We start from the raw sequence: 25,912 nt of genomic DNA on the forward strand, positions 1-25,912 counted from the left end.
GCAGCCATCTGGCACAACCGAGCCGACGGACGCCCGGTCACCAGGTCACTGATCGCCTACGACCACTGACCAGCACTTCGGACTTACTCGTCTAGGCGCAGGGCAGTCCCGCGGCCGTCAGGGGGTGAAGATCCGGTCCAGGTGGTGGCGGAGCACGGCGATCGCCGACTCGGGTCCGCGCTGGCCGACCAGGATGCTCGTGCCCAGGGTGCCCGCCATGGCGAGCAGGCCGATGGCCTCCGTGCGCGCGTCGACGTCCGGGCCGGTCAGACCCGCCTCCCGGGCCTGGTCGGCCTGCGCTTCTTCGCCTGGGTCTTCGTCAGCCTGTTCGCCACCTTCGCGCCCAAGGCGCTGCGCCCCCGCCTCGCCACGTGGCTGGACCAGCCGGTCATCGCGTCCCCCGAGATGCGCAGGTGGGTCCGGGCAGGCGCCCGCGCCTACCGGATCCGCCGCCCCGCGCCCCTGCCGCTGGCCGAGGACGAGCTGCGGTCCATCCGGACCCCGCTCTACGTGATCATGGGCAAGCACAGCCTGCTCGTCCACCCGAAGCGGCAGCTGGAGCGCGTCCCCCGGTTGGTACCGGGAGCCCGCGCCGAGATCGTCAGCGCGACCGGGCACGGCCCGCAGATCGACCACCCCGAGGTGGTCAACGCCCGGATGCTCTCCTTCATGGAGGACGTCGACTCGCTCAGCGCGCCGCGCGGCTGAAGGCCCTGCGGTAGGAGCGCGGCGGCACCCCGCGACGCCGTACGAACTGCTCGCGCAGCACCGCCGCGCTGCCGAACCCGACCAGCCGGGCGATCTCCTCGACCGGCAGGCCGGTGGTCTCCAGCAGCTCCTCGGCACGGCTGATCCGCAGCCCCAGCAGCCAGGCGTGCGGGGTGGTCCCGGTCGCGGCCGCGAAACGGCGGGCGAAGGACCGCCGGCTCATCAGCGCCCGGCGGGCCAGCTCCGCCACCGGCAGCGGTTCGCCGAGGTGCTCCCGGGCCCACGCGAGCACCTCGGCGAGCCTCTCGTCCCGGCAGTCCTCCGGCACCGGCGTCGCCAGGTACTGGGCCTGCCCGCCGTCGCGGTGGGACGGCAGCACCAGGTCCCGGGCCACGGCGTTGGCGGTGGTGGCCCCGTACTCCCGCCGCAGCAGGTGCAGGCACAGGTCGAAGCCGGCGGCGGCGCCCGCTCCCGTGACGATCCGGCCCTCGTCCACGTACAGGGAGTCCGGCTCGACCGTCACCCCCGGATGGAGCTCCGCCAGCAGGCCGGCGAACCGCCAGTGCGTGGTCGCGCGGCGCCCGTCGAGCAGCCCGGCCGCCGCGAGCGCGAACGCCCCGACGCAGTGCGCCGCGACCAGGGCGCCCCGCTCGTGCGCGGAGGCCAGCGCCGCCAGCACCGCGTCCGGCGGCGGCGTGCGGAAGTCCGCCCAGGGCAGGGCGATCACCAGGTCCGCCGAGGCCAGCCGGTCCAGGCCGTGTCCGACCGTCAGCGGCAGCCCGACGTCACTGCGGACCGCCCCGGGCCGGTCCGTGCAGAGCGCGAAGTCGAACCGGGGCAGGCCCTGCCCGCGCTCGTCGAACACCTCGGAGACGATCCCGGCCCCCAGCATCCCGACACCGGGAGGGGCGTACGCGGCGACGGACACGAAGGGCGGCATCCGCGCAGTCTGGCACGCGGCCGGCCGGGCGGTGGCACGATTCCCGCGATCAGTGGCAGTACGGCCACTCGTGAACGGGCCCCGCGCCGCGAAGACTTGGGGCATGACGAACGCACCGCTCGGCGCCACCGCCCGCTTCCGCATCCTGACCACCGGCTACACCCTCTCCACCGGCCCCGGCGTGGCCGCCACCGTCTCCTACGTCGGCGACGGCGACCGCCACGTGATCGTCGACCCGGGCATGGTGGCCGGCCGCGACCGGATCCTGGGCCCCCTCGCCGAGATGGGCCTCACCGCCGACGACATCACGGACGTGGTGCTCAGCCACCACCACCCCGACAACACCATGAACGTCGGCCTCTTCGGCCACGCCCGCGTCCACGACCACAAGGCGATCTACGAGAACGACCAGTGGACCGACCGCGACGCCGAGGGCCACGAACTGACCCCCTCGCTCCGCCTGATCCGCACCCCCGGCCACAGCCGCGAGGACATCACCCTGCTGGCGGGCACCGACGAGGGCGTCGTGGCCTTCGTCGGCGACCTGTGGTGGCGCCCCAACGGCCCCGTCGACGACCCGGTCGCCCCGGACCAGCGGATCCTGCGGGCCTCCCGCGACCGGGTGCTCGCCGCCGCCGACGTCATCGTCCCCGGCCACGGCCCCGCCTTCCCGGCCGACGACACCGCCCCGCGCTAGTGCTGTGACCGGAAAGGCTCACCGGGTCGCGGCGCCCGGCACGGCACCTCGCGGCGTTGTCGGACCACGCAAGTACGTCCAGTACGAGCCGTGGCCCTCCGCCTTGCGATGCACCGCACCGGACACCGCGACCCGGCAAACCTTCCCGGTCACAGCACTAGGCCTTCCCGGCGGCGACCGCCGCGCGGACGGCCGCGCGGCGTGCGGTCACGTAGGCGTACGGCGATCCGCCGTAGGCGAGCCGGAACTCGCGGCTCAGCTGCCCGGCCGGCAGGCCAGCGGCCCGCGCCAGGGCCAGGACGTCCAGCGGCCGCGCGTGCTCCCGGTCGATCCGGTCGCGGACCCGGCGCAGCCGGGCGAGGCCCTTCAGGTGCGCGGCCTCGGTGAGCGCCCGCGCCCACCCGGGGCGGCACATCAGCGCAGTTCCTGGATCCGGACCAGGTTGCCCGCGGGGTCGCGGAAGGCGCAGTCGCGCACGCCGTACGGCTGGAGCGTCGGCTCCTGCACCACCTCGGCGTCGGTGGCCTGCACCTTCTCGAAGGTGCCGTCGAGGTCCGGGGTGGCCAGCAGGATCCAGCCGTACGTGCCCTTCGCCATCATCTCCCGGATGGTGCGGCGCTCGTCCTCGGTGATGCCGGGGTCGACGGCCGGCGGCGCCAGCAGGATCGACGTACCGGGCTGGCCGGCCGGGCCGACCGTGATCCAGCGCATCCTGCCCTGGCCGACGTCGCTGCGGACCTCGAAGCCGAGGACGTCGCGGTAGAACGCCACCGAGGCGTCCGGGTCGTCGTGCGGGAGGGCCGTGGTGTGAATGGTGATGTCCATGCCCGCAACGTTAGGGGCGGCCTCCGGAGGGCGCTTCTCGAATCCTGACCGGTTCAGTCCTCCCCGCCCGCGGCCCCGCCGGCCGCCCCGCCCTCAGCCCTGGAGGCCGCCCTCGCGGCCATCCTGCGGCGGCCCCACCGGCAGCCCATCCGCAGCAGGCAGACCGCGGTGGCCACCCACACCCCGGCGAAGACCCAGAGCCCGGCCGGAGTCCCGCTCGCCACGGCCCGTACGAACAGGAGGGCGCAGGCCAGGGCCAGCAGGCACGCCCACGGCCCGGGACGGTTCCAGGTGCCCGTCCACGGGCCGATGCCGCGACGCAGCGTACGGAGCCTGCGGTCGAGGCGTCCGTCGGAGCGCAGGCCGTCCTCGATGCCGTCGAGGATCACGCGCTCCCGTTCCGAGAGTTCGGGTCCGTCCATGGCAGACCTCCCGGGTGTCCGGTCCGCGCACCTCCGCGGCGCGGGGTGCCCGCTGCGCCTACCCGGCGCTCCGCCGTCCACACCGCCGGCGCCGGGTCCCAGTGACCGTGGCGGGGGATCCTCGTTGGCGTTCGTAAAAGATCACACGCGGAGGCCGGCAGTGAACGGACAGCGGACGAGGGCGCGGAGCGGGCAGCTGGTCCTGGAGGACGCCGAGGACGTACGGATCGCGGCGGGCGCGCTGGCGGACGGGTGCGCGGTGGCCCACGGGTTCGGCAACTCCTACGCCGTCACCGCGCGCGCCGACCGGGCCGTCGTCGAGCGCGTCAACCGGATGAAGGGCCGCCCGGGCGGGCAGGCCGGCAGCGTCACCACGGTCCGCGAGCGGGTCGCGTCGGTCTTCGACTGGAGCCGGGTCCCGCCGTCCCTGCCGCGCCGGCAGCTGCGTCAGCTCGTCGAGGAACTGTTCCTGCTCGGCCCCTTCGGCTTCCGGGGCCCGGCCGCCGCGCACGTCCCCCCGCACCTGACGGCCGTCCAGGACGGGGTGGCCACCGTGCAGCTGATCGGGCCGGGCTACCGGTGCCCGTCCAACGGCTTCCTCGCCGAGGCCCTGGACCGCACGGACGGCTCCCTGCTGTCCGTCACCTCGGTGAACCGCTCCCGGCACCTGACCGGCGCGGAGCCCGAACCGGCCCACTGGCGGGCCGAGGGCGTGATCGCCGACTTCGGCCACGAGCCCGACGTCAGGATCCTCGTCCACGACGACGAGCCCGCCGCCCGCCGCCGCCACCCCCACCACGCCCCGACGCCGACGACGGTGCTCTCCTTCCACCACACCCCCGGCCGCAGCCGCTCCGACCTGCCCGCGCTCACCCTCGAACGCCACGGCTCGCTCTCCGAGGCGCACACCCGGGCCATCGCCGCCAACCACGGCTTCGCCCTCGTCCCCGCCCCGCAGGCCACCCGCCGCCTCCCGGCCCGCACGTACGGGTGATGTGCGGCCCCGGGGCGTTGTCACGGTCCGGGGCGCGCTGACTCAATGGCAGCTCAACGGCACCGGGCGCGGGCAGCGGCTCGCGGCCGCCGCACCACGGTGAGGAGACGGGGATGCCACGGGTCGAGGTCAACGGTGTCGGACTCTTCTGCGAGGCGGGCGGGGACGGTGATCCGCTGGTCCTCGTCCACGGTTCCTGGGGCGACCACGAGACCTGGACGCCCGTCCTGCACGCCCTCGCGCTGCGGTTCCGGGTCCTGGTCTACGACCGGCGCGGGCACAGCCTGAGCGAGCGCCCGCCGGGCCCCGGATCGCGCTCCGAGGACGAGGACGACCTCGCCGCGCTCATCGAGGCGCTCGGGTTCGCCCCGGCGTACGTGGCGGGCAACTCCTTCGGCGCCTCGACCGTACTCGGCCTCGCGGCGCGGCGGCCGGAGCTCTTCCGGGGGGTCATCGCCCACGACCCCCCGCTGATGGGCCTCGTGGCGGACGCCCCCGAGGTGCTGCCGGCGGCCGCCGACGGGAGCCGGAAGATCGCGTCCGTACTGGAGCACCTGCGGGCGGACCGGCCGCTGGAGGCGGTACGGCAGTTCGTGGAGGAGGTCGTCATGGAAGCCGGCGCCTGGGACCGGCTGCCGGAACGGGTCCGCGACACCTTCGTCGCCAACGCCCCCACCTTCCTCGACGAGCAGTCCGACCCGGGCTGGGACGCCCTCGACCTCGCCGGGCTCTCCGGCTACACCGGGCCCGCCCTGCTGTCGAAGGGCACGCAGAGCCCGCCCTGGTTCGCCGCGATCACGGACCGGATCGCCGGGGCACTGCCGCAGGCGCGGACGCACACCTTCGAAGGCGCCGGGCACATCCCCCACATCACCCACCCCGCCGCCTACGCGGAACGCCTGACCGCCTTCGCCGGCCGGGGGGACGGACACCGCATCGGGGGCGCGTCCGCCTGACCCCGCCGCCGGTGATCCCGGCGGCGGCGTCCGGGGCGGCAGCCGGGGGCCGGCCGGTGCCCGTCCCGGCCCCCGGACGGCGTCTCACACGGTCTTGACGGCGCCTCCCTCGACGACGTAATCGGCTCCGGTCACGCTGGCCGCGCGGTCGGAGACGAGGAACGCGACGACGGCCGCGACTTCGCCGGGTTCGACCATGCGGCCGGTGGTCATGCCCATCGCCGCCGGGACCCCGGCGACGAACTCGCGGTGCCCGACGCCGTTGGCCTCCGCCAGCCGGGCACCGAAACCGTCGGCGTCCTCCCACATTCCGGTACGGGTCGGGCCGGGCGAGACGGTGTTCACGCGTACGCCCCGGGGGCCGAACTCCTCGGACAGCGCCTTGCCGAACGCGTTGAGGGCCGCCTTCGCGGCGCTGTACTCGATCGGGCCCGTGGCGGGCAGCCGCGCGCACATCGAGGAGATGTTCACGACCGAGCCGCGGCGTTCCAGAAGGCTCGGCAGCAGCCTGCGGGTGACCCGGACCGTGCCGAACAGGTTGACCTCGAAGCTGTGCGCCCACAGGGCGTCGCCGGTCGCGAGGAACCCGTTGAGGGTGAACTCGTCACCGCCGCCCAGGTTGTTGACCAGGATGTCCACGCCGCCGAGCGCGGCGAGCGCCTGCGCTTCCAGCTCCTCGGCGCCTTCCGGCGTGCTCAGGTCGACCGCGACCGGGTGTGCGCCGGTCTCCTTCAGTTCGGGCGTGATCGTCCGGGCCGCACCGACCACGCGGACCCCCTCGGCGATGAGCTGCCGGGCGATCGCGAGTCCGACACCCCGGCTGGCGCCGGTGACGACCGCGGTCTTGCCCGTGAGATCGAGTTCCATGTCCTGTCCCACTCCCCAAATATTTGAACTACAGGTACAAAATCAGTCCGTGAAAAAGCGCTGACGGCCATCCGGTCGTCAGCGCCGCCTACAGCGCACGCATCACCGCGTCCACGACCCGCTCCAGCCGGGTGCCGTCCTCGGCGGTCTTCGCCAGCACCCGCATGCCGATCACCGTCGCGAGCAGCCAGGAGGCCACGGCCGCCGCGTCGCGGTCGCCGGCGATCTCGCCGGCCCGCTGGCCCTCCTCGACGGTGGCCCGGAACGCGTCCTCCGTGCGGGCGAACATCCTGCGCACCGTGTCAGCCGTCCCGGCGTCCGAAGTGGCCAGCTCGGCGGCGGTGTTCACCGCCATGCAGCCACGCCGGTCGGGGTCGCCCAGATCGAGCGTGACCAGGGCCTGCAGGGCACCCCGCAGCCGGTCCTTCGCCGACCCGGGGTGATCGAGGAGCTCCTCCAGCCACGCGGCCTGTGAGTCGCGGTAACGCGCGAGGGCCCGCTCGAACAGCGCGTGCTTGCTGCCGAAGGCGTTGTACAGGCTGCCCTTGCCGATGCCGATCTCGTCCACGAGGTCCTGGGGCGTCGTCGCCGCGTACCCCTTGCGCCAGAAGACGCCCATCGCGCGCTCCACCGCGAGGTCCGGATCGAACTGCTTCGGCCTGCCCATGGGGCCACCGTAGCAGTGTTCTTGACCCTGAGGTCAAGAATTCATCCCCAGGCAAGCGGGGCCGGCGGCGGCCGGTGCCGTCCGGGTACGGGCCGCCGCTCGTACCCGGCCGTCCGGTGAGCCGCATACCTGGTCGGGAGGGCTCGGGCGGTGCTCAGGCGGCGCCGGGGTCGTACATGGACAGGGAGGACTTGACCTCGCGGGCGTACGGGCCTTCCCACCAGGGGATCGTCTCCACCAGGACCGGTTTGGTGCCCGAGGCCAGGACGAGGGCCCGGCCGGGGGGCATCGAGCCCAGGTCGGAGACCTGCAGGACGCGCTCGCGGCGGGCCGACTCGTTCACCGTGCGGTTGCCGGACCAGCCGCCGAACTCGGACTCCCGCGTCGCGGAGTACTCGCGAAGCTCGTACTCGCCCGCGAGTTCCGAGAGGTCGCCGAGGAAGCGGGTGTCGGAGACACCGCCGCCGTAGACCCGGATGTTCGCCGCGGACCAGAGCTTCTCCATGCCGCGGTCCCCCCACACCTCGACGCCTTGGGCCCAGGACTGGAGGATGGTCATCAGGACGATGCCGCGCGAGCCGTAGTGCGAGTAGAGGTCGGGCAGCGCGCGCCAGCGGCAGACGTTCGCCGCCTCGTCCAGGACGCCGATCATCGGGAGCGACAGCCGGCCGCCGCGCTGGGTGGTGGCGTACTCCTCGGCCGCCTCGACGACGGCCACGGTCAGGGCCGTCACCAGCGGGCCCGCGGAGTCAGTGCCCTCGCGGGAGAGCGAGTAGAGCGTCGAGCGGGTGCGGACGAACTCGCGGGGATCGAACTCGGGGCGGTCGTCGGCCGGGCCGAGCGGGGTCACCCACTTGTTGACCTCGGGGTTGATCAGGCAGGACGCCATCTGCTGGGCGACGCCGTAGATGCCGCCGCGCTGCTTGTCGGGAGCCGTGATCACGCCGTTCAGGGAGTCGGCGGGCATGACGTGCCCGGCGCCGCGCAGGATGCGCTCGGGGGTGTCGTCCCTCGGGTTGGACAGCCAGGTGTAGATCTGGGTGAGGGAGGTCTTGGCGGTCGCCGCCGCGAGCAGCAGGTTGGCGAGGAGGTCCTGGCCGGCCGGATCGAAGTACGCGTCGGTGGGGGCGTCGGCGTCGCGTGAGCCCGAGGCGAAGTGGTCGGCCAGCTTGCGGGCCTTTGCCACGTCGGTGACGTACGAGAGGGGGTTCCACCACCAGGTCGGCGGCTCCTGGGCCACCTGCTGCGGGTCGAAGACCCACACCTGCCCGTGGGCCTGGCGGGGTCCGCGCGTGCCGTCGACGATGTCGCGCTTGTTGGAGGTGACGAGCACCGCCCCCGGGGCGGACAGGATCGCCGGGATGGCGCGCCGGGTCGTCTTGCCGGTACGCGGGCCCCAGATGTCGACGTGCATGTCCTCGAAGGAGCCGAACAGCGGCTGCCGGCCCTTCACCGACCGGCCGATGAAGACGCCGGGCACCCGGGCCTGTACGCCGAGGCGCTCCGCGGTCGCGGCAGCCCCCTTCATGGTGAGCTTGCCGAGCTCCGCGCCGTTCGTCATGTGCCGGGCGGCCCGGTCCACGTCGGGTTTGTCGCGCAGCCGCCGGGATATCCGGTACCCGGCGGTGACCAGGCCCGCGAGCAGCAGTGCTTCGGCGGCGGCGATGGCGTTGGCCGCGCCGCCCGGCCAGGAGTAGTCGCCCTTGGCCAGGGCGATGGCGAAGGAGAAGGGGTTGCCCGGGGGCTCCGGCTGTTCGGTGAACGCCGCGCCGAGGCGGGCCGCGAGCCAGGCGGCGGACAGGAGGGCCAGGACGCTGACGACGAGGAGGACGATCTCGATCGTCCAGTCGTCTTCGGCGCGCGGCTTCTTCTGTGGTTCGGGGGCCATGGTCAGGGCGTTCCTTCCGCCGGGCCCGGGGTGGACGTCGGCATCTCGTTCTTCTGGTGGTTTCGTGCGCCGTGCGCGCTGCCGTTCTAGGGGAACTTCCCTCCGGTGGGCACCCGGTAGACGCCCGTGATCTTCGCCTGGTGGTCCCAGTTGCTGAACTCGACGTTCTTGCCCGGCCGCGGAGCGTGGAGGATCGTGTGCTTGGCCGGGTCCCAGACGACGCCGACGTGCTCGGATCCCGCCGAGCTGGGGTCGAAGAAGATCACATCGCCCGGCTTGGCCTGGTTCAGCTCGACCTTGTACTTCGCGAGGTTGGGCTGTTGGTCGTAGGTGGTGTACCCGATGTTGATCTTGCCGCCGCTGGCTTGGTAGTAGATCCACTGCGTGAAGCTGGAGCAGTCGAAGGATGTGGGGTTCTCGCCCTGCAGACGGGCGGCGCCCAGGACGTAGGGCTTGCCGATCCCGCGCTGGGCCCAGCCGAGCGCCGCCCGCACCACTTGGTCGTCCACGTCGGGCAGGGGCCCGGTCGAGCCGAGGCCGTCCGGCGGGACCGGGGTGCCCTTGCCGTTCTTGGCGCAGTCGCGGTAGTCGGCGTCCTTGCCGTTGCCGTTGCCCCCGGGCACGGTGCCGTAGTCGGGGCTGGCCGTGATCTTGCCGGCCAGCCATGCCTCCGGGTCGATCTGGCCGGGGCCGCTGTCCTGGCCGCTGCGGAAGGGGTCGTCCACGCCCGGCATCAGCACCTCCCAGTGGAGGTGGGCGCCGAAGGCGTTGCCCGTCTCGCCCACCGTGCCGATCTGGTCGCCACGCTTGACGGTGTCGCCCATCTTCACGGAGACGGAGGTCTGGTGGGCGTACAGGGTGATGACGCCGCCCGCGTGCTCTAGGCGGGTCTGGTTGCCGTACGCGCCGGCACTGTCGATCTTCACCACCTTGCCGTCGGCCGGGGCGTGGATCGGGGTGCCGGAGGAAGCCGCCAGGTCGAGCCCGGTGTGGTAGCCGAGACTCCAGTGCGGGCCCTCCGCGTGGTACTTGGTGCCGACCGTGTACGTGCCCTGCCTCAGCGGCCACTGCCAGTCCTTGCCCGTGGTCGTGGCGGGAGGGTCGTCCGGGCGGAACGGGGCCGCGAGTGGACGGGAGAAGCCCATCGGTGCCATGGCCGTCGTCGTGCCGCCCTGTCCGCCTCCGCCGAGGGGCGGGGTGGACCAGCTGCGGGGGCCCTTGGAGCGGATGCTCAGCGCCTCGCTCGGCTGGGCGTCGTTGCCGACGGGCTCGGGGATGTCCGCGGTCTGGCCCAGGACCGGGAAGGAAGGATTCTTCTCGACGGTGGTCTTCAAGTGCGCGTACCAGCGGTTGATGAGGTCCTTGTCGCTGGTGAGGGTGCCGCGGTAGCGGGCGGCCTGGGTGAGCACCACGCGCGGGTAGACGGTGTTGGTCTTGAGCGAGCCGGAGTAGCCGAGCAGCGCGTCCCAGGCGTTGGTCTCCACCTTCAGGGCGTGCATGTAGTTGGCCGCGGCGAAGGCCAAGTCGTCGATGCTGTAGCGGTCCTTCTGGCCGTCGCCGTTGCCGTCCTCGCCGAATTTGCCCCAGGCCCAGTCACCGAACTGCAGCAGGCCCTTGTAGCCGAAGCCGTTGTCGCCGCCGGGGGCCGCGGACTTGTCCTGGCCGTACCTCGTCTCCTGGTACATCTGCCCGGCGATGATCGTCCAGTCGAGGCCGTCGTAGCGCGCGGCCGCCCGCATCGAGGCGAGGATCATCTTCGGGGGTATCTCGTCGCGGGCGGTGTCGCTCGGCATGTACATCTTGCCCGCGGGCATGATCGGGTTCGTCGCGGCCTTGTCGCCCGTATTGCCCGCTCCCGCGTTCTCCCCGTAGTTGCCGCAGGCCGCCTGGGCGGCGCCGCCGCCCAGGCCGGCTACGAGGGCCATGATCAGGACCATCACGACGAGGAGGGCGCCGAGGGTCGGCGCGGCACCGACGCCGACGATGACCAGCACCCACTTGAGGTCGTTCTTCTTCTTTCCGCCGCCACCCTTGCCGCCTTGTCCCGAAGCGACTTGGGCCGCGCTCTTGGCGGCCTTCGCCACCTTGGCGGCCTTCGTCGCGGCCGCCAGTACGGCAGGAGCCACCACGGGTGCCTCACCCTCCCTTGGGCTCGGGCGCACCCACGTTGCCCAGGCCGTATATGTCGAAGCCGTTCACCTGCCACGTGCCGCCGCTCTTGCGCGCGCTCACCAGCCAGGTGTTGGTCTCGGTCTCGGTGTTGCGGCCGTCGCTCGAGCGGGTCGCGGTCACTTCCACCACGCTGGAGATCGCCTGACCGCTGCCGCGCGTGAGCTCGTCGGCGATCAGTGCGTCACGGCGTACGAAGGCCTGCCCCGCGGAGGAGCACTTGCTCTGCCGGCAGGCGGCCCAGGCCTTGTCGGTCGGCAGCGCGGTGTGCTTCTTCATCGTCTCGCCGCCGTCGGTGAGGGCCAGCAGGCGGGGCGCCCAGGAAGCGTTGTCGTCGGTGTACTTGAAGGTGTTCAGGCCCGACATGTAGGCGGCCATCGCGCGGTGGGCCTCGTCCAGGTCGGCGGGCTGGACGATGGGGGGCACCCCGGCGGCCGACCCGGCCTGCGGAGCGGCGCCCCCGGCGGCGGAGCCCGCGCCCGTACCCGCGCCCGTACCTGCGCCCGTGCCTCGTGTGGCTGCCGTCGCGGTCGCCTTGGGCTTGGCATCGGCCCCGGGGTCGTCATCGCCGTCGAAGACGGTGAGGACGACCAGGCTGCCGACCAGTAGGGTACCGAGCAGTGCCAGGGCCAGTACGGCACTTCGCTTGTTCTCGGCAGGTGAATCCACCGTCCCGGGCCTCCCTCAGTCAGGTCGCCGAGACACCGTAGGTGCCGGGATGGCCGGACGGACGTGCGATTTCCTCACGGGGAAAGACGGGGAAAAGGCGGGGGAGGGATGAGGAAAACGCCTCGATCGGCAGGGGGTTGACGGATGGGGGGAACCGTGAGGATCGCCACGCGCGCCCTCACGTTCTCTCACAGGGGTTGTGCCTCGGGGTCGTACTCCTCCAGCGGGAGGGGGTCGAAGGGGTACGCGGTGTGTCCGCCCACCTTGGGCGAACAGGCCGCGAACGGCCCGAGGTCCGTGTCCATCAGCACCCGCAGGTGCGGATCGGCGTGGTGCAGCCACCACGTCGACAGGCCGAGGGTGGGCTCCAGGCGCAGCTGTTCCCAGGCGAGCCAGAGCGCGGACAGGCGCGCGCCGGCCTCGGGGTGCTCCCACCAGCGGGGGCACCAGGTGGCGGAGGAACCGTTGAGCCGACGACGCACGGTCGGGGCGAGGAACTCGCTGACGAAGGCGAAGACGTCCGAGAAGAAGAGCTCGACCTCCTCGCCGGGGGCGGGGGCCGCTTCGGGGCCGGTCACAGGTCGATCTCCGGGGACTTGGGGGCGGCTTCGACCACCGGGTTGATCACCCCGTGCGTGCTCGCCACGGCGGGGGCCGGACGGGACGGCACGGTGAGGGTGCGGGGGATGGTCGCCCCGTGGAGGAACGAGGCACCGTGCACGGGCAGCCTGGGCTCGGGGTCGGGCTGGGCGGGCGTCGTGGGTACGGACGTCGGCTGGTCCGGCGCGGGTTCGGCGAGCTCGGGGTGCTGGTACGTGAGGTGGCCGCCGGGCTGCTGGGGCTCCGGCCCCGTGAGCTCGGGTCCAGTGATCTCCGCCTGGGGCGGGGTCAGTTCGGCGTAGCTCTCCGCCGCCTTCAGTTTCGCGACCGCCGCGGCGTGCGCCTCCTTCAGGTGCTCGGGGACGTCGATGGCGGCCAGCTTGTCGGCGAAGTAGGCGGGAGTCTTGTCCTCTCCCTTCAGGTAGTCCTCCCTCCGCAGCTGGCACCGGGCAGCCGGGTCCACCATGACGTCGCGGATGTCCGTCGGCAGGTGCTCCTGGTGGGGGAAGTCGACCAGGAAGTCCACGTTCTCCTTGCCGACTCCCTCCGGTCCGAGGACCCGCTTCAGCTCCGTCGCACCCAGGATGGAGCCTTCACCGATCTCGGCCGCGAAGACCCGCACCTGACCTTTGGCGGCCGCGGCGTAACGATCCGAGACGAGGGGCCAGATCTCCGCAGTGGTCTTCTCCAAGTCGGCTGCGGCCACGCCGTAGTCCGTCGTGAGCACCTCGACCATGTAGGGGTTCCCCAGGTAGTACCCGTCCATCCGGCCTGCTGCCGGAGTGTCCTCCAGAACCTGGTACCCACGTGTTTCGCCACACGCCTGGGCCAGGAACCGGTGCTTTATCTCCCGGTCCATGCCCTCCGGCTGAGACTGCCAGGACCAGAGCGCCCGGTCATCGCCCCGGTCAGGGTGGGTGACCTCCTCATTCTCGGCGACGCTCCGGATGAACGACATCAGGTCGGGGAGTTCGTTCTCGCCCGCAGGCTCGAGGCCTTGCTGCCGGTCAAGCTCCACCTGTCGCTCGTGGGCCGCCTGCCGGTCGGCGAATATCCGGGCGACGAGCCTGCGCGCGTCCGCTCGCGAGCGCGGTTCCCCGGCCTTGTGCTTGGCCTCGAGGCGCTGCGCGAGCTCGATCTCTTCCCGTGTGAGCGGTGCGACTCGGCTCACCGATCACCCGCGAGGAACTCGATCGGTGCGTAGGCGTCCAAGGAGATGGCCGAGCTGCCGGGGCCGTCCGTGGTCCAGGTCTGGAACGACACCGACTGGCTCAGGGCGATGCAGGGCTGCCCGGGGACACCTGCCTCCGGCGCCCAGTAAGCGAACCGGAACGGGTTGCGGCTCAGCGCCCGTTCCTCACGGTCCCGCCAGTAGGCGGGGTGGGGAGGCTCGGGGAAGTCGGGGGAATCCCACTGCCCGGACCAGGTCGGGGCACCCAAGGCGGCCTCGGCGGCCTCGAGGCAGGAGGACCACACCTCCGCCGCGGCCGGGTGTACGTCCGGGTTCTCCTTCCCGGAGCCTGCGGTGATGTGCCATCCCTGGTGGCTGAGGCTCATGAGGGGGCTCCAGTCGCTGCCCAACACCGGGAACAGCGCCCAGTGGCCTCCACTGCGCGTGCGGACCCAGAGACTGCGCTCGGTCGTCTGAGGCTCCCAGCCGTAGCGCTCGCACCATGCGTAGAACTCCGCCGTCCCGCCCTGCGGCGGGCCCGCCCACACCGACGGCCAGTCGTCGACGGCCTTGAGGCCGGTCAGTTCGGCGGCGAGGTCCTGTGGCGTCCGGCCGGTCGTCTCCGTCAGCATGCTGGTCTCCTTCGTCCGTGGTGGTTTTGAACCGTAACTCGTCAGGAAAGCAAGATCCCCAGCACGAAGACGGCGACGACGGTCGCGCCCATGATGAGCCGGACCTTCGGGTCCTCCCGCTCCCACAGTTCGTGGACCACGGCCCAGCCGGTCAGTCGCGCCGCGCGGCCGTTGTGGATGGTGGTCGGGGCCTCTGCCGGCTCGTCAGGCTGTGCGTCCGTCTCGGGCTCGTCGGCTTCCGGGTCGTACAGCGCGTCCACCCCCGTCACCCCCTGCTGCTCCTGGGCGACCACCACGAGCCCCTCCAGGAGGTCCGGCATGGTGTGCGGGGTGAGGGGGTACGCGACCGTGCCGTGCGGGGTGCGCAGGCAGAGCTTCGACTGCCAGGGGTTGCCCGGCTCGTAGCCGGAGATCCAGGCGTGGTCGGCCTCCTCGGGCAGCGGTTCGGGGGCCTCGGGGGCGGCGCCCGCGTCCTGCCACGGGTGAACCTTCTGATCGCTCAACTCTGGTCCTTCGGGAGGTCGGGGGCGGCTCCGTACCCGCAACCCGGGCACAACCCGGCATTGTGACGGAGTCGTGGGCGGGTGGCCGCGCCGTCGCCCCGCGGTTTTCCTCACGGGGATTCCTTGCTTTTTCCTCACCTCTCCACGCGAGGAAAACCGGGAGGGGAGTGTCAGCTCGATTTGCCACACTGCCGTCCGCACCTGGTCTCGCCAGGGCCCGCCGCGCGCCCGACCGGCGGACGGGGATCACACGCGGGGAGAGAACCGAGCCGATGACGGACCACAGCAGTTCCGCGGACGGGGTCGGCGAGGGCCTGCCTGCCGGGCACCCCGCGCAGTCCGGCGCCGCGCAGCCCGGCCAGCGGGGGCCCGGTCCGTACGCTTACCCGGCCACGCCCCAGCTCTCCGCGGAGGAGGCCCGTTCGCAGGTGGCCGCCGCCTGGGTGCGCGTGGCCCCGCAGTCCAACGTCCCGCCGGGCCAGGCGGCGGTGCCGAGCCTCCCGCCGCGTGCGGACCGGCCTGCCGCCGAGTCGAAGAAGGACAAGCGGGAGCAGGCGAAGGCCGAGCGCAAGGCCGAGTACGAACGCAAGAAGGCGGCGCGCAAGGCCGCGTACGAGAGCAAGAAGGCCGCGCGCGAGAACCGCAAGGGCGGCGGGACGGCTTCCGCCTCCGCGGTCCCCGCTGCGGAGTCCGTGAGCGGACCTGCTGCCGGGCCGGATCCGTCCGCCGCCCAGACCACCCCCGCGCCCGCGCGGAACGGGGCCAAGGGGCCGGATGCCCGGTTCGAGGTGCCGCGCCCCGGAGGCCGGCTGCCCTCGAACGGCCGGAGCACGCACGTCGCCCTGAGGGCGACGCTGCTGATCACCACCTGCGCCTTCGCGCTGGGCTCCTGCGGTGTCACGGGCCTGGTCATCGGCAGGTCCTCCGTCTCCGTGCAGCCCGCTGCCCTGGACGGCAAGGACCTGGACCGCTACCGCCTGACCGACTTCCCGGTCCAGTCGGCGGCGGTCTTCGCCGAGGAGTACGCGTCCCTCTGCATGACGTACTCGCCGGAGAACGCCGACAAGCGCCGTGAATCCCTCTCCCGCTACATCTCGGCCGGCGTCGACCGCGACTGCGGCTGGAACGGGAAGGGCAAGCAGCAGGTCAAGCAGGCGAACTGGGACGGGACCGTCGAAGAGCTCCCCGAACACGGGAAGAACGGCCGGTACCTCAACATCCAGGTCACCTACACGGGCGGCCGCACCACCACCCTCTCCGTACCGGTGTACGTCAAGGACCTCGCCGGCGCTTCCGGGCTGCGGGTCGTCGGCAACGTCGGCGAGATGCCGCTGCCGGTCCGTGACACCGCGCCCGCGCTGGAGAAGGGGGAAGAGGTCATCGACCAGGAACTCTCCGCCCAGCTCAGGGACCAGGTCCTGGCCGGCTACTTCAAGGCGTGGGCCGCGTCCGACACCACCGCCCTGACCCGCTTCACCACCCCCGACGCGACCCCCGCGGCGGTCTCGGGCCTGGCCGGCGTGCTGAACTCACCGGTGGTCCAGGAGGTCCAGGCGCTGGCGCCCGAGGGCACCGAGGCCGGCAAGAAGGTCACGTACAGCCAGGGCCAGGCGGTCCCGGCACGGGTGACGGTCGTCTGGGGCGGCGGAGGGGCCGACGACGCGAAGGCGGAGGTGGCCCTGAAGCGCTCGTACCGGGTGACCGTGGTGAACACGGCACAGGGCTGGTTCATCAGGGACATCCGCGGCGGTGTCATGGACCCCACGGGCGGGCGGGCGGACACACCCGGCACGGCCTCCCCGAGCGCCACCCCGGCCTCCGGAGCGAGCAACTCGCCCGCCCCGTCCGGCTCGCCCGCCCCGTCCGGGTCGGCCTCTCCGTCCGGCTCGGCCTCCCCCGGCGCCTCCCCATCGCCCAAGCCGTCCGCTTCCCGGTCGGCCAACTGACGCGTCATCGCGCAAGGCGGCGTACCGGCCGCCCTGTACGACGCGACACCCATCCGTACGCCCCTCACAAACGAAGGACACGCCATGATCCTGGCAGCAACGACCCTCGAAAGCATGTTCGGCAAGATCCAGGGCATCCTGGCCGGCCTGGGCCTCACGGTGGCCTCCTGCGCCCTCCTCATCCTCGGCATCCGGATGCTGCTGTCGATGAAGCGCGGCGACGGCATGCGCGAGGCCTTCCAGGGCTTCGGCATGATCGCGCTGGCCGCGTTCATCATCGGTGGCGCCGCCGGTCTCGCCGGAATGCTCATCAGCCTCGGCGAGCAGATCGGCGGCAAGGGCTGATCCAGGGGACGGGCCGCGACGAACAGAACTCGGCCCGCGACCGCAGACGTGCCGCCCGCGATCGATGCGCGGAGCACGCAGCCACACCAGAGAGGGGGACCGACTGATGACGCAGGACACGCCGGACGCACCGCCGCCCATGGTCGCGTACGACCACACGGACCTGCTGAACCGGCCCAAGCGCATCTGGAACTGGGGCAACATCCCCCTTCCCGGTCTGCTCCTGCCCGCCCTGGGCGCCGCCTTCGGCTTCGGCGTGCTGTGGTTCGTGCTGCTGCTGACGCTGTCGGCCCTCCTGCCCTTCATGGGCCTGTCGCTCATCACGTCGGTCCTGTACCTCGGGCCGCCGGTCGGCGTCTACTTCGTGTGGGGCCGGCCGCTGCCCTCGGCCCTCACCCTCAGCCAGCAGGTGGTGGTGTGGGCCGATTACTGGGTGCAGCCCAAGCGCCTCCAGGGCCTGGCCGCGGACCGTGAGCCGGAGGAGCTGCGCTGGCAGGTCATCCTCTGGCAGCCGGGCGCGCGCCGCTGGCACAAGCGGTACGACGCGGCACTCGTGACGGCGGCCCTGCACGGCTCCTCGTACGCCGCGTCCGCTCCACCCCCGATCGCGCCCTCACCGAGCGCACCCGCCGAGACCGCAACCACCGAGACCGCAGGATGACTCCTCCATGTTCGTGCTGATCCTTTTTGGCGGGGCGGTTGCCTTCTTCCTGATCGCCATGCTCCTCGCGTCCACTTCCTCGAAGAAGAACGCCGGGGCCGAGAACGGCGGCTCCGGCAGCCCGGCGAAGTCGGGCGGCGGCTCCTCCCGCGGCCGGGCCCCGGCCAAGCGGCGAGAGGAGATGCGGCTGCCCTACCGGTACGCCGACGACATGATCTTCGTCCACGGAGACTCCGTCTGGACGGGCATCGCCCTGCCCACGGCCATCGACGAGTACCTCAACGCCGTCGAGCTCCAGGCCATGGCCGAGGCCCCGGCCCGTGCGCTGCTCAACCTCGCCCGCGGCGACCGCAACGTCGAGTGCCACTACCGCAAGGTGTACCGGCCGATCACCGCCCAGGACTGGGCCGAGCAGCTCAACGCCGTGGCCTGGGAGCCGACGGAGAACTACAAGGCGTACAACTTCCGCAAGGCCGAGTACCAGGAGCGCATCGGGGCGCAGCGCGAGCGCAACATCCTGCTGGTCAAGCTGGGTTCGATGAAGCGGAAGTCCGGCAGCGACAACGGGGTGCTCCCCGGCGGGGACGACCCGGTCGAGGAGTCGGGCGTCACGCGCTCGGTGCGGGACGCCGCCGACGCGGCCGCGGCCGGTGCCACGGGCGTGCACGACGAGTACCTGTCGCCGGAGCTGCTGGCCCGGTGGACCCAGGTCGCCCGCGAGATCCACGAGGGCCTCGACGGCCTCGGCGGCAGCCCGCTGAGCCGCGAGGAGCTGGTCTGGCTGATCCGCAAGCCGCTCCACGGCGACCTGCCGATTCCCGCCGAGCCGGTGCTCGGCAGCCGCGCCTGGGGCCCCGACCAGTTCGACCTGGTCGTCGACTTCTCCGGTGAGAACCGCAAGACGCACATCGTGCTGCACCAGTACGACGAGATGACCGGCGAGCGGCGCACCAGCTACACGACCACCCTCGTCGCGGCCAGCTGGCCCACCGAGACCCGCTTCCGGCAGTCCACCGCGTGGGCCCGCTACGCGGCACAGCACGTCGACTTCCCGGTCGAGATCGACATGCGGTTCACCCTCATCCCGTACCTGAAGTTCCAGGACCGGGCGAAGAAGATCAGCGGCAACCTCGTCGACGAGATGAACGACATGGCCAACTCCGGCCGTGCCCCCGGCACCCAGCTCGCCGCCCAGGTCACCCGGGCCCAGAACCTCGTCGACGACGTGGAAGAGCACAAGATGCCGGGCATGGAGGCGCAGATACGCTTCACCATCTCCGCCCCCGACCTCGCCGAGCTCGAGCGGCGCCGCCGCGTCCTGGAGATGCAGTTCAAGCAGGACCTGAAGGTCACCCTGCTGCGCCCGAGCCGCCAGCAGTGGCGCCTGCTCCAGTCGCAGCTGCCGGGTGACGCGCCCAAGCTGCCGATCGCGCCGTACCTGCGGCTCCAGGAGGTCGAGCAGCTCGGCGCCGGGCTGCCCACGGCCGGCACCGAGCTGGGCGACAACCCCGAGCGCCGGTCGGGCAAGCAGCTCGGCTGGGTCGGCAACCTGGTCGGCTGGGCCGGCAAGACTCCGGTCCACTACTCGCTGCACGTCGGCCCCGCCCGCAACGACGGTGGTGGCGTGGCCATCGTCGGCGCGTCCGGTGGCGGCAAGTCCTCACTGGCCCTGCAGAAGTTCTACGAGGAGTCGGAGTCGGGCGTGCGCTGCCTGGTCATCGACCCCAAGACCGACTTCGCCCAGCTCTGCTACTACCTGGCCTTCGGATCCCAGGTCAACGACCCGGAGTTCCCCCTCGACGCCGAGACGGGCCTCCTCGGCACCCCGCAGAGCCGCTTCCAGCCGGTGAACCCGGAGTTCTGGGCCGAGACCGAGGTCGTCGACCTCCTCAAGGGACAGGCCGGCGTGCTCGACCCGTGGGTGGTCGCGCGCGACGTGCCCTCCGGGCGACTGCTCGCCGAAACGATGCTGCGCGGTTTCCTCGGTGACGAGGACTACCAGCGGGTGCGCCTGCCCGTCATCGAGGCGATGGCCACGGTGGTCGGCTGGTACAACTCCGCGATCCGGCAGGCCACCGAACAGGGCCTGAGCGCCCGCGACGCCGAGCGGCAGGTGCCCCGGCCGACGCTGTGGCAGGTCGTCGACGAGGTCGTACGCGCCTACGACGACGCGGTGGCGAGCGGGGACCGCGAGGCCGTCAAGGACCTCAAGCTCGCCCAGATGCTGCTCACCGAGTTGCGTACCCTGCCGTACGCCCGACTCGCCTTCGCGGAGAAGCCGCAGATGCTGTCCGCGATGCGCAAGCGCCGTACGGTGATCACCCTGCGCGGTTTCCAGACCCCGGCCTCCTCCGACCCGCGCAGCTGGAACCCGGCCGAGCGGCTGGCCGCGACCGCGCTGATGGCGGTCGTGGAGCTGGGCAGCCAGATGCTCGACGTCGGCTACGAGAAGAACCCCGTGACGGGCGAGGTCGGACTGCGGCCCAAGGCGCTGTTCGTCGACGAGGCGTACGTCGTCACCGCGACCGAGAGCGGCCGCGACCTGATGCGGCGGGCGCTGAAGCAGGGCCGTTCGTACCTGGCGGTCATCGTGCTGATCACGCAGCAGGCCATCGACCTCGTCCAGATCGAGGACTCCGAGGCCCGCAGCGGTGGCGCCAACCAGATCCACACGGTCTTCGCCTTCAAGCAGAAGTCCACCCAGGAGGCCTCGTTGGTGGCCCCGCTGCTCGGCCGGCCGGAGAGCGACACCAAGGTGTCCAGCTCCCTCCAGGAACTGCGGACGGGTGTCTGCCTGCAGCGGGACGTGGACAAGCGGGTCGGCACGGTCGCGGTGGACCTGGTCTTCCAGGAGATCCTCGCCGCCACGGACACCAACGGCACCACCCGCCCCGGCCGCCAGTCCATCGACCCGCCGCTCAGCGTGTGGGACTGGACCTTCATGCAGGAGGCCGCCCGCGAGGAGCGGCCGGCCGCTGCGGACGCGGAGCCCGCTGCCTCGCGGTAGCGGAGCCTCGCACCGAGACCAATCCGAACACACCACCACAGGAGACCCCATGCGCATGTCCAGGACCCTTACCGCCGCAGCCGCTCTCACGGCGCTCGCGGCCCTTACGGGCTGCGGCGGCGAGGGAGACTCCGAAACCGGAAGCGGCGGCAAGAGCCTGCCGAAGGCGAAGGACGTCGCCGCGATGGAGCGCTTCGTCAACCAGTACACCCAGTGCAATGACCTGGAGATGCACCCGCCGGGGGAGCGGCACGGCGGCACGGCGTTCGAAGACGTCCCCAAGGGCGCCGGTGCGGGCGTGAAGGAACAGGTGTACTGCGATGCCGAGAGGGGGCACATGGCCCTGGTCGCCATCTCCGACATGAAGAAGTTCCAGCAGGCGCTCAAGGCGAACGCCGAAGCCGGGAAGGAGGGCGACGCGATCGCCCTGGTCGGGGCCGACTTCGCCGTCATTCCCAACGAGGGCGGCGGCCTGCGCGCGCTGAAGTCCTCCGGACTCCTCGTCGCCTCGTGCAACCCCAAATTCAACAGCGAGATCCCCAGCGGCTACGTGAAGCGCGATGCCAAGGTCGAGGGCTGCATCCTGACGGACTACCTCCCCGCGTAGCCCACACCGCCGCCTCCCCACTCGTCCGTTGCGGAACTCCAGAAGGAAGCTGATGTCCGTGCGCTGTGGCGCCAAGCCACGTGGAGATCTCTCCGCCCGCCCCTCGCTCCGCGAAGGGGCGAAGGCGGCCGGGCGTGCTGCGCGGATGGGCACATTCCTGATGTTCGCGCCGTTCTCGTTGACCATGGCCGTGCCCGGCCCGGCACGCGCCGCTGACCTCGCTTGTTCCTTCACCGGCCGCGACAGCTACCAGATGGACAACCCCGGCTCCATCGAATCGGTCTTCCCGGCTGTCAAACAGTGGGAGAAGACGCGCCCCATGACCCTCAACTACGCCACGGTTCTGTTCGGCGGGCCTGCTGCCTCGCGGTAGCGGCGCCTCGCACCGAACCCGATTTGAACGCCTCACCCAAGGAGACACCATGCGTTTGACCAAGACCTTCACCGCCGTGACCGTGGCCGTCGCACTGACGGCACTGACCGGCTGCGGCGGGCAAGGGGAGGGCGGGCCGCTGTCAGCCCTGGGCCTGCCGAAGGCGGACAGCATCGCCGGTATCGAAAGGCTGATCAACAACGGTGGCACCTGCCGCGAGCTCGAGGCGGGCCGCATTGGTGAGGCCGCCGACAAGCGCCTCAAGGAACCCTCGTTCGCCGTCAAGGAGACGGCGACCTGCAAGGACGAGCGGGGCAAGTACGCCACCCTGCTGCTCCTGTCCGACATGAAGAAGTTCCAGGAGGCGAACCAGAAGGCCCAGCAAGGCGACGCGGACTTCGACTCGAGCTATTTCGTCGGGCAGGACTTCGCGGTCATATCCGGCAGCGACGACGGCGCCAAGGGCCTGAAGCGGGCCGGGCTCTTCCTGATGTCCTGCAATGCCAAGCACAAGGCCGAAATCCCCAGCGGCTACAAGGTCAACGAGGAACTGGTCAAGGGGTGCTTCGTGACCGACCACCTCCCCTCGTAGCCCACAGGCCGTTCCAGCCCGCGCCCCGTCCCTTGCGGAAACCCCAGAAGGAAGCCGATGTTCTTGCGCCGTAGCGCCAAGTCACGCGGAACTGCCACCGAAGGCGCGCGGTTCCGTGACCGGGTGAAGGGAGTCGGCCGGGCCGCCAGGTCCGGTGTGTTCGTGATCCTCGCGCTGATCGCGCTCACGCTGGCGGCTCCCGCAACGGCGTCCGCGGACTTCTCGTGCAGCTTCACCGGGGACGACTCCTACGAGCTGGACCAACCGGGCGCCAACGGCGAGGGATGGTTCCCCGCAGTCAACCAGTGGGAGAACGAAGCCCAGCGCGCCAAGAACCTCAACGACACTACGGGCATGGTGACCGGCGCGGTCAATATGCCCCGTGGTGCCAACCAGTACACCATGTACGAGCTGAACGGCGTGCGCGGCATGAACTGGTCCGGCACGCAGCGTGGCATCGGCGACGCCTCCCAGACCGACGCCGGCAGGGATGCCAGTGGCGCCGACGACTGCGAGATCATGGACTTCGTCAACAACGGCATCGCGAACCTGGTCTTCGACGGCACGAAGATCCTGACGCGAGTCGCCATATCGATCAAGGAGTTCGCTTCCAACCCGAGCCCCCTCAGCGGGCTGTACAGCGGACGCGACAACGTCGTGGATACGCTGAAGGTGAAGGTCTTCATCCCCGCCGTCCCGGTCATGATCGCCCTCACCGGCATATGGGTCTTCGGGAAATGGCGCAAGGGCGAGATGCGTGAAGCCTGGTCCGGCGTCGGCTGGGCCGCCCTGACCACGATCGCGGTCGTGGCCCTCCTGACTGGCGGCAACTTCCGCAAGGTGATCGACGAGGCGGACACCGGTATCGCCGCGGCCAACAGCTACCTCAGCGAAGCGGTGCTCAGCGGCATGGCGGACGAGATGCAGCCGCCCTGTGACCTGCCCTCCAACGCCCCCAATCGTGGTCTGCGCATCTCGAGTTGTGCCATGTACGACACGATGGCGTTCCGGCCCTGGGCGCTGGGTCAGTTCGGTCCGGGCGGCACCAACTGCATCTTCAAGAGGGAGGGCGGCGGCAAGGTGGTCAACGGCACCTGCCAGCCGGCCAGCGCCGCCACCGACTGTGACTACGGCAAGGGCGCTCGTTGCGAGGACCTGCGCGTTCGGCAGATGGTTTCGCAGTCCATGACCAATATCGACGTCACCAACGAGGTCAGTACAGAGGACAAGTACAAGAAGGACTGGTACGGCGTCCGCCAGGACATGGCCGGCGGTAAGGGCGCCAACCAGGAGAGCGATGACCCGAAGAAGCGCGTCTACCCCGTCGCGTTCGACGAATGGGCGGGGCGCGACGCCGGAAACCGGATCGGGCTGGCCGTCTACTCCCTGATCGCCGCGCTGATCGTCGGCATCATGGTGATCGTGCTCAGCGCGCTGACACTGCTGTGGCACGCCGTCACCCTCATCATGATCATCATGCTGCCGCTGATCGCCACGATCGGCATCCACCCGTCCCAGCAGAAGCTGCTGAAGGGCTGGCTGCAGACGTTCATCCACAGCTTCGTCCTCAGGGCGGGCTTCGGCGTCATCCTGACCGTGCTGCTCGTGCTGTACCAGATGATCCTGCCCGCCAAGATCTCCCTCGGTATGCAGCTGCTGATGCTGCTGCTGGTCACCGTCGCCGTCGTGATGATGCTGAAGAAGCTGCTGTCGGGGGCCTACAGCCCGCAGATCGCCGGGGCAGAGGATGCCCTGGGCGTCGGGGACATGGCGAACACGGTGGGCGGCAAGCTGGGCCAGTACGCCCCTGGGGCCGTGGTCGGCGCCGCGAAGGCGACGGGCCGTGTCGCCGGCGGCACGGCGAAGGTGGCGAAGAAGGGCACGCTGGCCGCTGTACGGACCTACGACAACAAGAAGAACGACGGTCGGTGGCAGAAGGAAGGCAAGCTCTCCACCCCCCAACCCTCCAAGCGTGAACAGCGCAAGACCGCGTACCAGACCGCAGAGGTCCAGAAGGATCAGCTCACGGAGCAGTACGCGGCGCTTGAGGCCAAGCGCGAGAGGCAAGCCGCAGAAGCCGAGCAGGCCCAGAGCAGCGGCCGCCTCGTTGGCGGTGGTACGCCGTCGGCCTACGTGCCGCGGCCGCAGCCCGCACCGCCCCTGCCGGCCCCGGCCCCGGCCCCCGCGCCGTCGCCCGCCGTTCCCCCTCAGCAGGGCCCCCCGACCTCCACCGCGACGCGGGTCAACGCGCCGGACCCCGGGCCCGCGCGCCAGCAGCAGCGGCCGACGGAGCTCGCCCCCCGGAGCGCGCCGACACCCCCGAATCCGCCGACACCGCCCGTATCCCCGCCGCCGCGCGGAGACGACGGCCGGGTGACGGACCGCTAGAGAGGCCCGAGCATGGCAAGCGTCATCACCGACCACCCCCCGCAGGAGCTCGCCGCCGAGCTGGGCGCGCTCCTGCGGGTGGACTGGCGAGCCGTATGGCCCGGGATGCCGGCGGACGAGGCCGAGCGCGCCGAGTGGTGCGCCGGCTTCGGCTGGCAGCCGCTGTGGTCCCAGTCGGGCCTGTGGGTGCGCACGCCGCAGGGCGGCCGCCTCCACCTGGCCGCACGGGCCGGCCTCGACCGGCCCGTGACCCGGGCGTCGTACACCGCCTGGAAGGTCACGGCGGCCGGGGACACCGAAGGCGGGACCGTGCCGGCGGTCGCCCTCGACCGGTACGCGGCCCACCTCGCCCGGATGACCGCCGTATTGGGCGCACCGGGCTGGGAGGGCACCTGGGACAGCCCGGACTTCCCGGAGCCGCCCGCTCCGGGCCGGTGGGGCGACGCCGAGGAGCGGCGGGAGCTCCGGGCCCCGTACCGGCTGGCCCAGTGGCGGTACCCCAACCCGCTCGCCCCGGTCATCGTGCTCGCCCTGGACCACCGGGACGGCGGGTTCGCGGGGGGTGGGACGATCTCCCTCACCTTCCACGGACCGGCCGACCCGAAGGCGCTCGACGGCCCCGGTTGGCTGCTGTGACGTACACGACGCGAGAAAGAGAGACCACGACATGAGCACGCCCTTCGAACCGCCGGTGGACCGCACCCCGGAGGAACTCGTCACCGAGCTGCGCGGGCTGACCGACGTCCATTGGGAGACCGTCTGGAACGGCCCGCCGCTGCCCAGCCAGGGCCTGGACGAGTGGTGCGCCCAGTTCGGCTGGACGCCGACCCAGTTCGAGTACGTCCTCAACGTGCGCACGGCCACCGGGGGCGAGATGACGCTGAACGCGTTGGGGGGCAGCTGGGCGCCCGTGCAGAGTCTGTCGCACTGGGTGTGGGGCGAGTCGGCGATGAATCCGGAGGGCAACGCGCAGGTGCTGGCCGAGGCCGACCAGGTCTGGCCCCTCTACCGCGACGCCGTGTCCTCGGTACTCGGTGCCCCGGCTTGGGAAGGCGCCTGGGACTCCGACTCCTTCCCGCGGGAGCTCGGCGAGTTCGCGATCCCCCAGGACGCCGATCGCATCGAGGAGAAGAACCCCTACCACATGGCCTACTGGGAGCTCGCCGCTCCAGGAGGCGCCCTCGTGAGCCTGCGCATCACACCGGCTGTGGGCACCGCCGACCGGTCCGATGCCGGAGTGGTGAACATGGATCTCGAGGTCTATCCCCGTCCGCTGGAGGCCTGA

The 25,912-nt window shown here is 71.5% G+C and carries 26 protein-coding genes and 2 pseudogenes; 14 read left to right on the forward strand and 14 right to left on the reverse strand.

Annotated elements, in window-relative coordinates; genetic code table 11:
- Positions 1 to 117: 117 nt before the first annotated feature.
- Positions 118 to 288: pseudogene (locus AC069X_RS35905) on the reverse strand (TetR/AcrR family transcriptional regulator); the annotation flags it as partial.
- Here AC069X_RS35905 and AC069X_RS35910 point away from each other — a divergent pair.
- Positions 289 to 708, forward strand: a pseudogene (locus AC069X_RS35910) (alpha/beta fold hydrolase); the annotation flags it as partial.
- Here AC069X_RS35910 and AC069X_RS35915 read toward each other — a convergent pair.
- Entirely contained in the window at positions 689 to 1,648 is a 960-nt protein-coding gene (locus tag AC069X_RS35915; RefSeq protein WP_478735532.1) for a GlxA family transcriptional regulator, read from the reverse strand. The pseudogene AC069X_RS35910 and the gene AC069X_RS35915 sit on opposite strands and share 20 nt — an antisense overlap.
- Before the next feature lie 103 nt (positions 1,649 to 1,751).
- On the opposite strand from AC069X_RS35915, the gene AC069X_RS35920 reads away from it, so the two are divergent.
- Entirely contained in the window at positions 1,752 to 2,345 is a 594-nt protein-coding gene (locus tag AC069X_RS35920) for an MBL fold metallo-hydrolase (protein WP_478735534.1), read from the forward strand.
- Between the two features lie 157 nt (positions 2,346 to 2,502).
- Here AC069X_RS35920 and AC069X_RS35925 read toward each other — a convergent pair whose 3' ends face one another.
- From AC069X_RS35925 to AC069X_RS35935, 3 genes are read right to left on the reverse strand one after another with little or no spacing between them, the layout of a single operon-like run.
- Positions 2,503 to 2,760 (reverse strand): hypothetical protein, encoded by a 258-nt coding sequence (locus AC069X_RS35925; protein WP_478735536.1) that lies wholly within the window; start codon positions 2,758 to 2,760, stop codon positions 2,503 to 2,505.
- Complete coding sequence (locus tag AC069X_RS35930) at positions 2,760 to 3,170, reverse strand: VOC family protein (protein WP_478735537.1); 411 nt, start codon at positions 3,168 to 3,170, stop codon at positions 2,760 to 2,762. The genes AC069X_RS35925 and AC069X_RS35930 overlap by 1 nt, the downstream gene beginning before the upstream one ends.
- A 53-nt stretch (positions 3,171 to 3,223) precedes the next feature.
- The gene (locus tag AC069X_RS35935; protein ID WP_478735539.1) at positions 3,224 to 3,592 is read right to left on the reverse strand and encodes a DUF3040 domain-containing protein; all 369 of its coding nucleotides are present in this window, start codon (positions 3,590 to 3,592) and stop codon (positions 3,224 to 3,226) included.
- A 160-nt stretch (positions 3,593 to 3,752) separates the two neighbouring features.
- Between AC069X_RS35935 and AC069X_RS35940 the strand changes: the two genes are divergently transcribed.
- Positions 3,753 to 4,586, forward strand: a complete 834-nt coding sequence (locus AC069X_RS35940; RefSeq protein ID WP_478735541.1) for an L-threonylcarbamoyladenylate synthase — start codon at positions 3,753 to 3,755, stop codon at positions 4,584 to 4,586.
- Positions 4,587 to 4,699: 113 nt separating this feature from the next.
- Positions 4,700 to 5,542, forward strand: coding sequence for an alpha/beta fold hydrolase (locus AC069X_RS35945; protein ID WP_478735543.1), 843 nt, complete (start codon positions 4,700 to 4,702; stop codon positions 5,540 to 5,542).
- 84 nt (positions 5,543 to 5,626) lie between these two features.
- On the opposite strand, the gene AC069X_RS35950 is transcribed toward AC069X_RS35945, so the two are convergent.
- From AC069X_RS35950 to AC069X_RS35990, 9 genes are all read right to left on the reverse strand, one after another.
- The gene (locus tag AC069X_RS35950) at positions 5,627 to 6,409 is read right to left on the reverse strand and encodes an oxidoreductase (RefSeq protein WP_478735545.1); all 783 of its coding nucleotides are present in this window, start codon (positions 6,407 to 6,409) and stop codon (positions 5,627 to 5,629) included.
- An 88-nt stretch (positions 6,410 to 6,497) separates the two neighbouring features.
- A complete protein-coding gene (locus AC069X_RS35955) occupies positions 6,498 to 7,076 on the reverse strand; it encodes a TetR/AcrR family transcriptional regulator (protein ID WP_478735547.1) in 579 nt (192 codons plus the stop codon).
- A gap of 154 nt (positions 7,077 to 7,230) precedes the next feature.
- Positions 7,231 to 8,964, reverse strand: coding sequence for a type IV secretory system conjugative DNA transfer family protein (locus tag AC069X_RS35960; protein WP_478735549.1), 1,734 nt, complete (start codon positions 8,962 to 8,964; stop codon positions 7,231 to 7,233).
- Between the two features lie 86 nt (positions 8,965 to 9,050).
- Entirely contained in the window at positions 9,051 to 11,093 is a 2,043-nt protein-coding gene (locus tag AC069X_RS35965; protein WP_478735551.1) for a peptidoglycan DD-metalloendopeptidase family protein, read from the reverse strand.
- 7 nt (positions 11,094 to 11,100) lie between these two features.
- Entirely contained in the window at positions 11,101 to 11,802 is a 702-nt protein-coding gene (locus AC069X_RS35970) for a hypothetical protein (protein ID WP_478735553.1), read from the reverse strand.
- A 188-nt stretch (positions 11,803 to 11,990) separates the two neighbouring features.
- Positions 11,991 to 12,380: a DUF4913 domain-containing protein gene (locus AC069X_RS35975; RefSeq protein ID WP_478735555.1), complete on the reverse strand. Its 390-nt coding sequence runs from the start codon at positions 12,378 to 12,380 to the stop codon at positions 11,991 to 11,993.
- Positions 12,377 to 13,573, reverse strand: a complete 1,197-nt coding sequence (locus tag AC069X_RS35980) for a hypothetical protein (protein WP_478735557.1) — start codon at positions 13,571 to 13,573, stop codon at positions 12,377 to 12,379. Before AC069X_RS35980 ends, AC069X_RS35975 begins: the two co-directional genes overlap by 4 nt.
- On the reverse strand, positions 13,570 to 14,205 hold the full coding sequence (locus tag AC069X_RS35985; protein WP_478735559.1) for a hypothetical protein: 636 nt from the start codon (positions 14,203 to 14,205) through the stop codon (positions 13,570 to 13,572). The genes AC069X_RS35980 and AC069X_RS35985 overlap by 4 nt, the downstream gene beginning before the upstream one ends.
- Before the next feature lie 41 nt (positions 14,206 to 14,246).
- Entirely contained in the window at positions 14,247 to 14,708 is a 462-nt protein-coding gene (locus AC069X_RS35990; protein WP_478735561.1) for a hypothetical protein, read from the reverse strand.
- Positions 14,709 to 14,980: 272 nt separating this feature from the next.
- Here AC069X_RS35990 and AC069X_RS35995 point away from each other — a divergent pair, with 272 nt between their 5' ends.
- The 10 genes from AC069X_RS35995 (at position 14,981) to AC069X_RS36040 (ending at position 25,912) form a co-directional block, all read left to right on the forward strand.
- Positions 14,981 to 16,654: a conjugal transfer protein gene (locus AC069X_RS35995; RefSeq protein ID WP_478735563.1), complete on the forward strand. Its 1,674-nt coding sequence runs from the start codon at positions 14,981 to 14,983 to the stop codon at positions 16,652 to 16,654.
- Between the two features lie 84 nt (positions 16,655 to 16,738).
- The gene (locus AC069X_RS36000; protein WP_401250552.1) at positions 16,739 to 16,999 is read left to right on the forward strand and encodes a hypothetical protein; all 261 of its coding nucleotides are present in this window, start codon (positions 16,739 to 16,741) and stop codon (positions 16,997 to 16,999) included.
- A 106-nt stretch (positions 17,000 to 17,105) separates the two neighbouring features.
- Positions 17,106 to 17,660: a hypothetical protein gene (locus tag AC069X_RS36005; protein WP_478735565.1), complete on the forward strand. Its 555-nt coding sequence runs from the start codon at positions 17,106 to 17,108 to the stop codon at positions 17,658 to 17,660.
- 7 nt (positions 17,661 to 17,667) lie between these two features.
- Entirely contained in the window at positions 17,668 to 20,667 is a 3,000-nt protein-coding gene (locus AC069X_RS36010) for an ATP-binding protein (RefSeq protein WP_478735567.1), read from the forward strand.
- A 55-nt stretch (positions 20,668 to 20,722) separates the two neighbouring features.
- Entirely contained in the window at positions 20,723 to 21,274 is a 552-nt protein-coding gene (locus tag AC069X_RS36015) for a hypothetical protein (RefSeq protein ID WP_478735569.1), read from the forward strand.
- Positions 21,275 to 21,419: 145 nt separating this feature from the next.
- Positions 21,420 to 21,647 (forward strand): hypothetical protein, encoded by a 228-nt coding sequence (locus AC069X_RS36020; RefSeq protein ID WP_478735571.1) that lies wholly within the window; start codon positions 21,420 to 21,422, stop codon positions 21,645 to 21,647.
- Between the two features lie 49 nt (positions 21,648 to 21,696).
- Positions 21,697 to 22,239, forward strand: coding sequence for a hypothetical protein (locus AC069X_RS36025; protein ID WP_478735573.1), 543 nt, complete (start codon positions 21,697 to 21,699; stop codon positions 22,237 to 22,239).
- 162 nt (positions 22,240 to 22,401) lie between these two features.
- On the forward strand, positions 22,402 to 24,627 hold the full coding sequence (locus tag AC069X_RS36030) for a hypothetical protein (protein WP_478735575.1): 2,226 nt from the start codon (positions 22,402 to 22,404) through the stop codon (positions 24,625 to 24,627).
- A gap of 12 nt (positions 24,628 to 24,639) precedes the next feature.
- Positions 24,640 to 25,263, forward strand: coding sequence for a hypothetical protein (locus AC069X_RS36035; RefSeq protein WP_478735577.1), 624 nt, complete (start codon positions 24,640 to 24,642; stop codon positions 25,261 to 25,263).
- 31 nt (positions 25,264 to 25,294) lie between these two features.
- Positions 25,295 to 25,912: a hypothetical protein gene (locus AC069X_RS36040; protein WP_478735579.1), complete on the forward strand. Its 618-nt coding sequence runs from the start codon at positions 25,295 to 25,297 to the stop codon at positions 25,910 to 25,912.

This window comes from Streptomyces sp. NPDC043896, from assembly GCF_056435605.1.

Excerpts from the sequence above, each read along its gene's own strand:
- AC069X_RS36020 (WP_478735571.1), top strand. The coding sequence starts at position 21,420 with ATGGGCACATTCCTGATGTTCGCGCCGTTCTCGTTGACCATGGCCGTG.
- AC069X_RS35945 (WP_478735543.1), top strand. The coding sequence starts at position 4,700 with ATGCCACGGGTCGAGGTCAACGGTGTCGGACTCTTCTGCGAGGCGGGC.
- AC069X_RS35950 (WP_478735545.1), bottom strand. The coding sequence starts at position 6,409 with ATGGAACTCGATCTCACGGGCAAGACCGCGGTCGTCACCGGCGCCAGC.
- AC069X_RS36005 (WP_478735565.1), top strand. The coding sequence starts at position 17,106 with ATGACGCAGGACACGCCGGACGCACCGCCGCCCATGGTCGCGTACGAC.
- AC069X_RS36010 (WP_478735567.1), top strand. The coding sequence starts at position 17,668 with ATGTTCGTGCTGATCCTTTTTGGCGGGGCGGTTGCCTTCTTCCTGATC.
- AC069X_RS35930 (WP_478735537.1), bottom strand. The coding sequence starts at position 3,170 with ATGGACATCACCATTCACACCACGGCCCTCCCGCACGACGACCCGGAC.
- AC069X_RS35925 (WP_478735536.1), bottom strand. The coding sequence starts at position 2,760 with ATGTGCCGCCCCGGGTGGGCGCGGGCGCTCACCGAGGCCGCGCACCTG.
- AC069X_RS35995 (WP_478735563.1), top strand. The coding sequence starts at position 14,981 with ATGACGGACCACAGCAGTTCCGCGGACGGGGTCGGCGAGGGCCTGCCT.
- AC069X_RS36015 (WP_478735569.1), top strand. The coding sequence starts at position 20,723 with ATGTCCAGGACCCTTACCGCCGCAGCCGCTCTCACGGCGCTCGCGGCC.
- AC069X_RS35915 (WP_478735532.1), bottom strand. The coding sequence starts at position 1,648 with ATGCCGCCCTTCGTGTCCGTCGCCGCGTACGCCCCTCCCGGTGTCGGG.
- AC069X_RS35955 (WP_478735547.1), bottom strand. The coding sequence starts at position 7,076 with ATGGGCAGGCCGAAGCAGTTCGATCCGGACCTCGCGGTGGAGCGCGCG.
- AC069X_RS36000 (WP_401250552.1), top strand. The coding sequence starts at position 16,739 with ATGATCCTGGCAGCAACGACCCTCGAAAGCATGTTCGGCAAGATCCAG.
- AC069X_RS35920 (WP_478735534.1), top strand. The coding sequence starts at position 1,752 with ATGACGAACGCACCGCTCGGCGCCACCGCCCGCTTCCGCATCCTGACC.
- AC069X_RS36040 (WP_478735579.1), top strand. The coding sequence starts at position 25,295 with ATGAGCACGCCCTTCGAACCGCCGGTGGACCGCACCCCGGAGGAACTC.
- AC069X_RS36025 (WP_478735573.1), top strand. The coding sequence starts at position 21,697 with ATGCGTTTGACCAAGACCTTCACCGCCGTGACCGTGGCCGTCGCACTG.
- AC069X_RS35960 (WP_478735549.1), bottom strand. The coding sequence starts at position 8,964 with ATGGCCCCCGAACCACAGAAGAAGCCGCGCGCCGAAGACGACTGGACG.
- AC069X_RS36035 (WP_478735577.1), top strand. The coding sequence starts at position 24,640 with ATGGCAAGCGTCATCACCGACCACCCCCCGCAGGAGCTCGCCGCCGAG.
- AC069X_RS35985 (WP_478735559.1), bottom strand. The coding sequence starts at position 14,205 with ATGCTGACGGAGACGACCGGCCGGACGCCACAGGACCTCGCCGCCGAA.
- AC069X_RS35935 (WP_478735539.1), bottom strand. The coding sequence starts at position 3,592 with ATGGACGGACCCGAACTCTCGGAACGGGAGCGCGTGATCCTCGACGGC.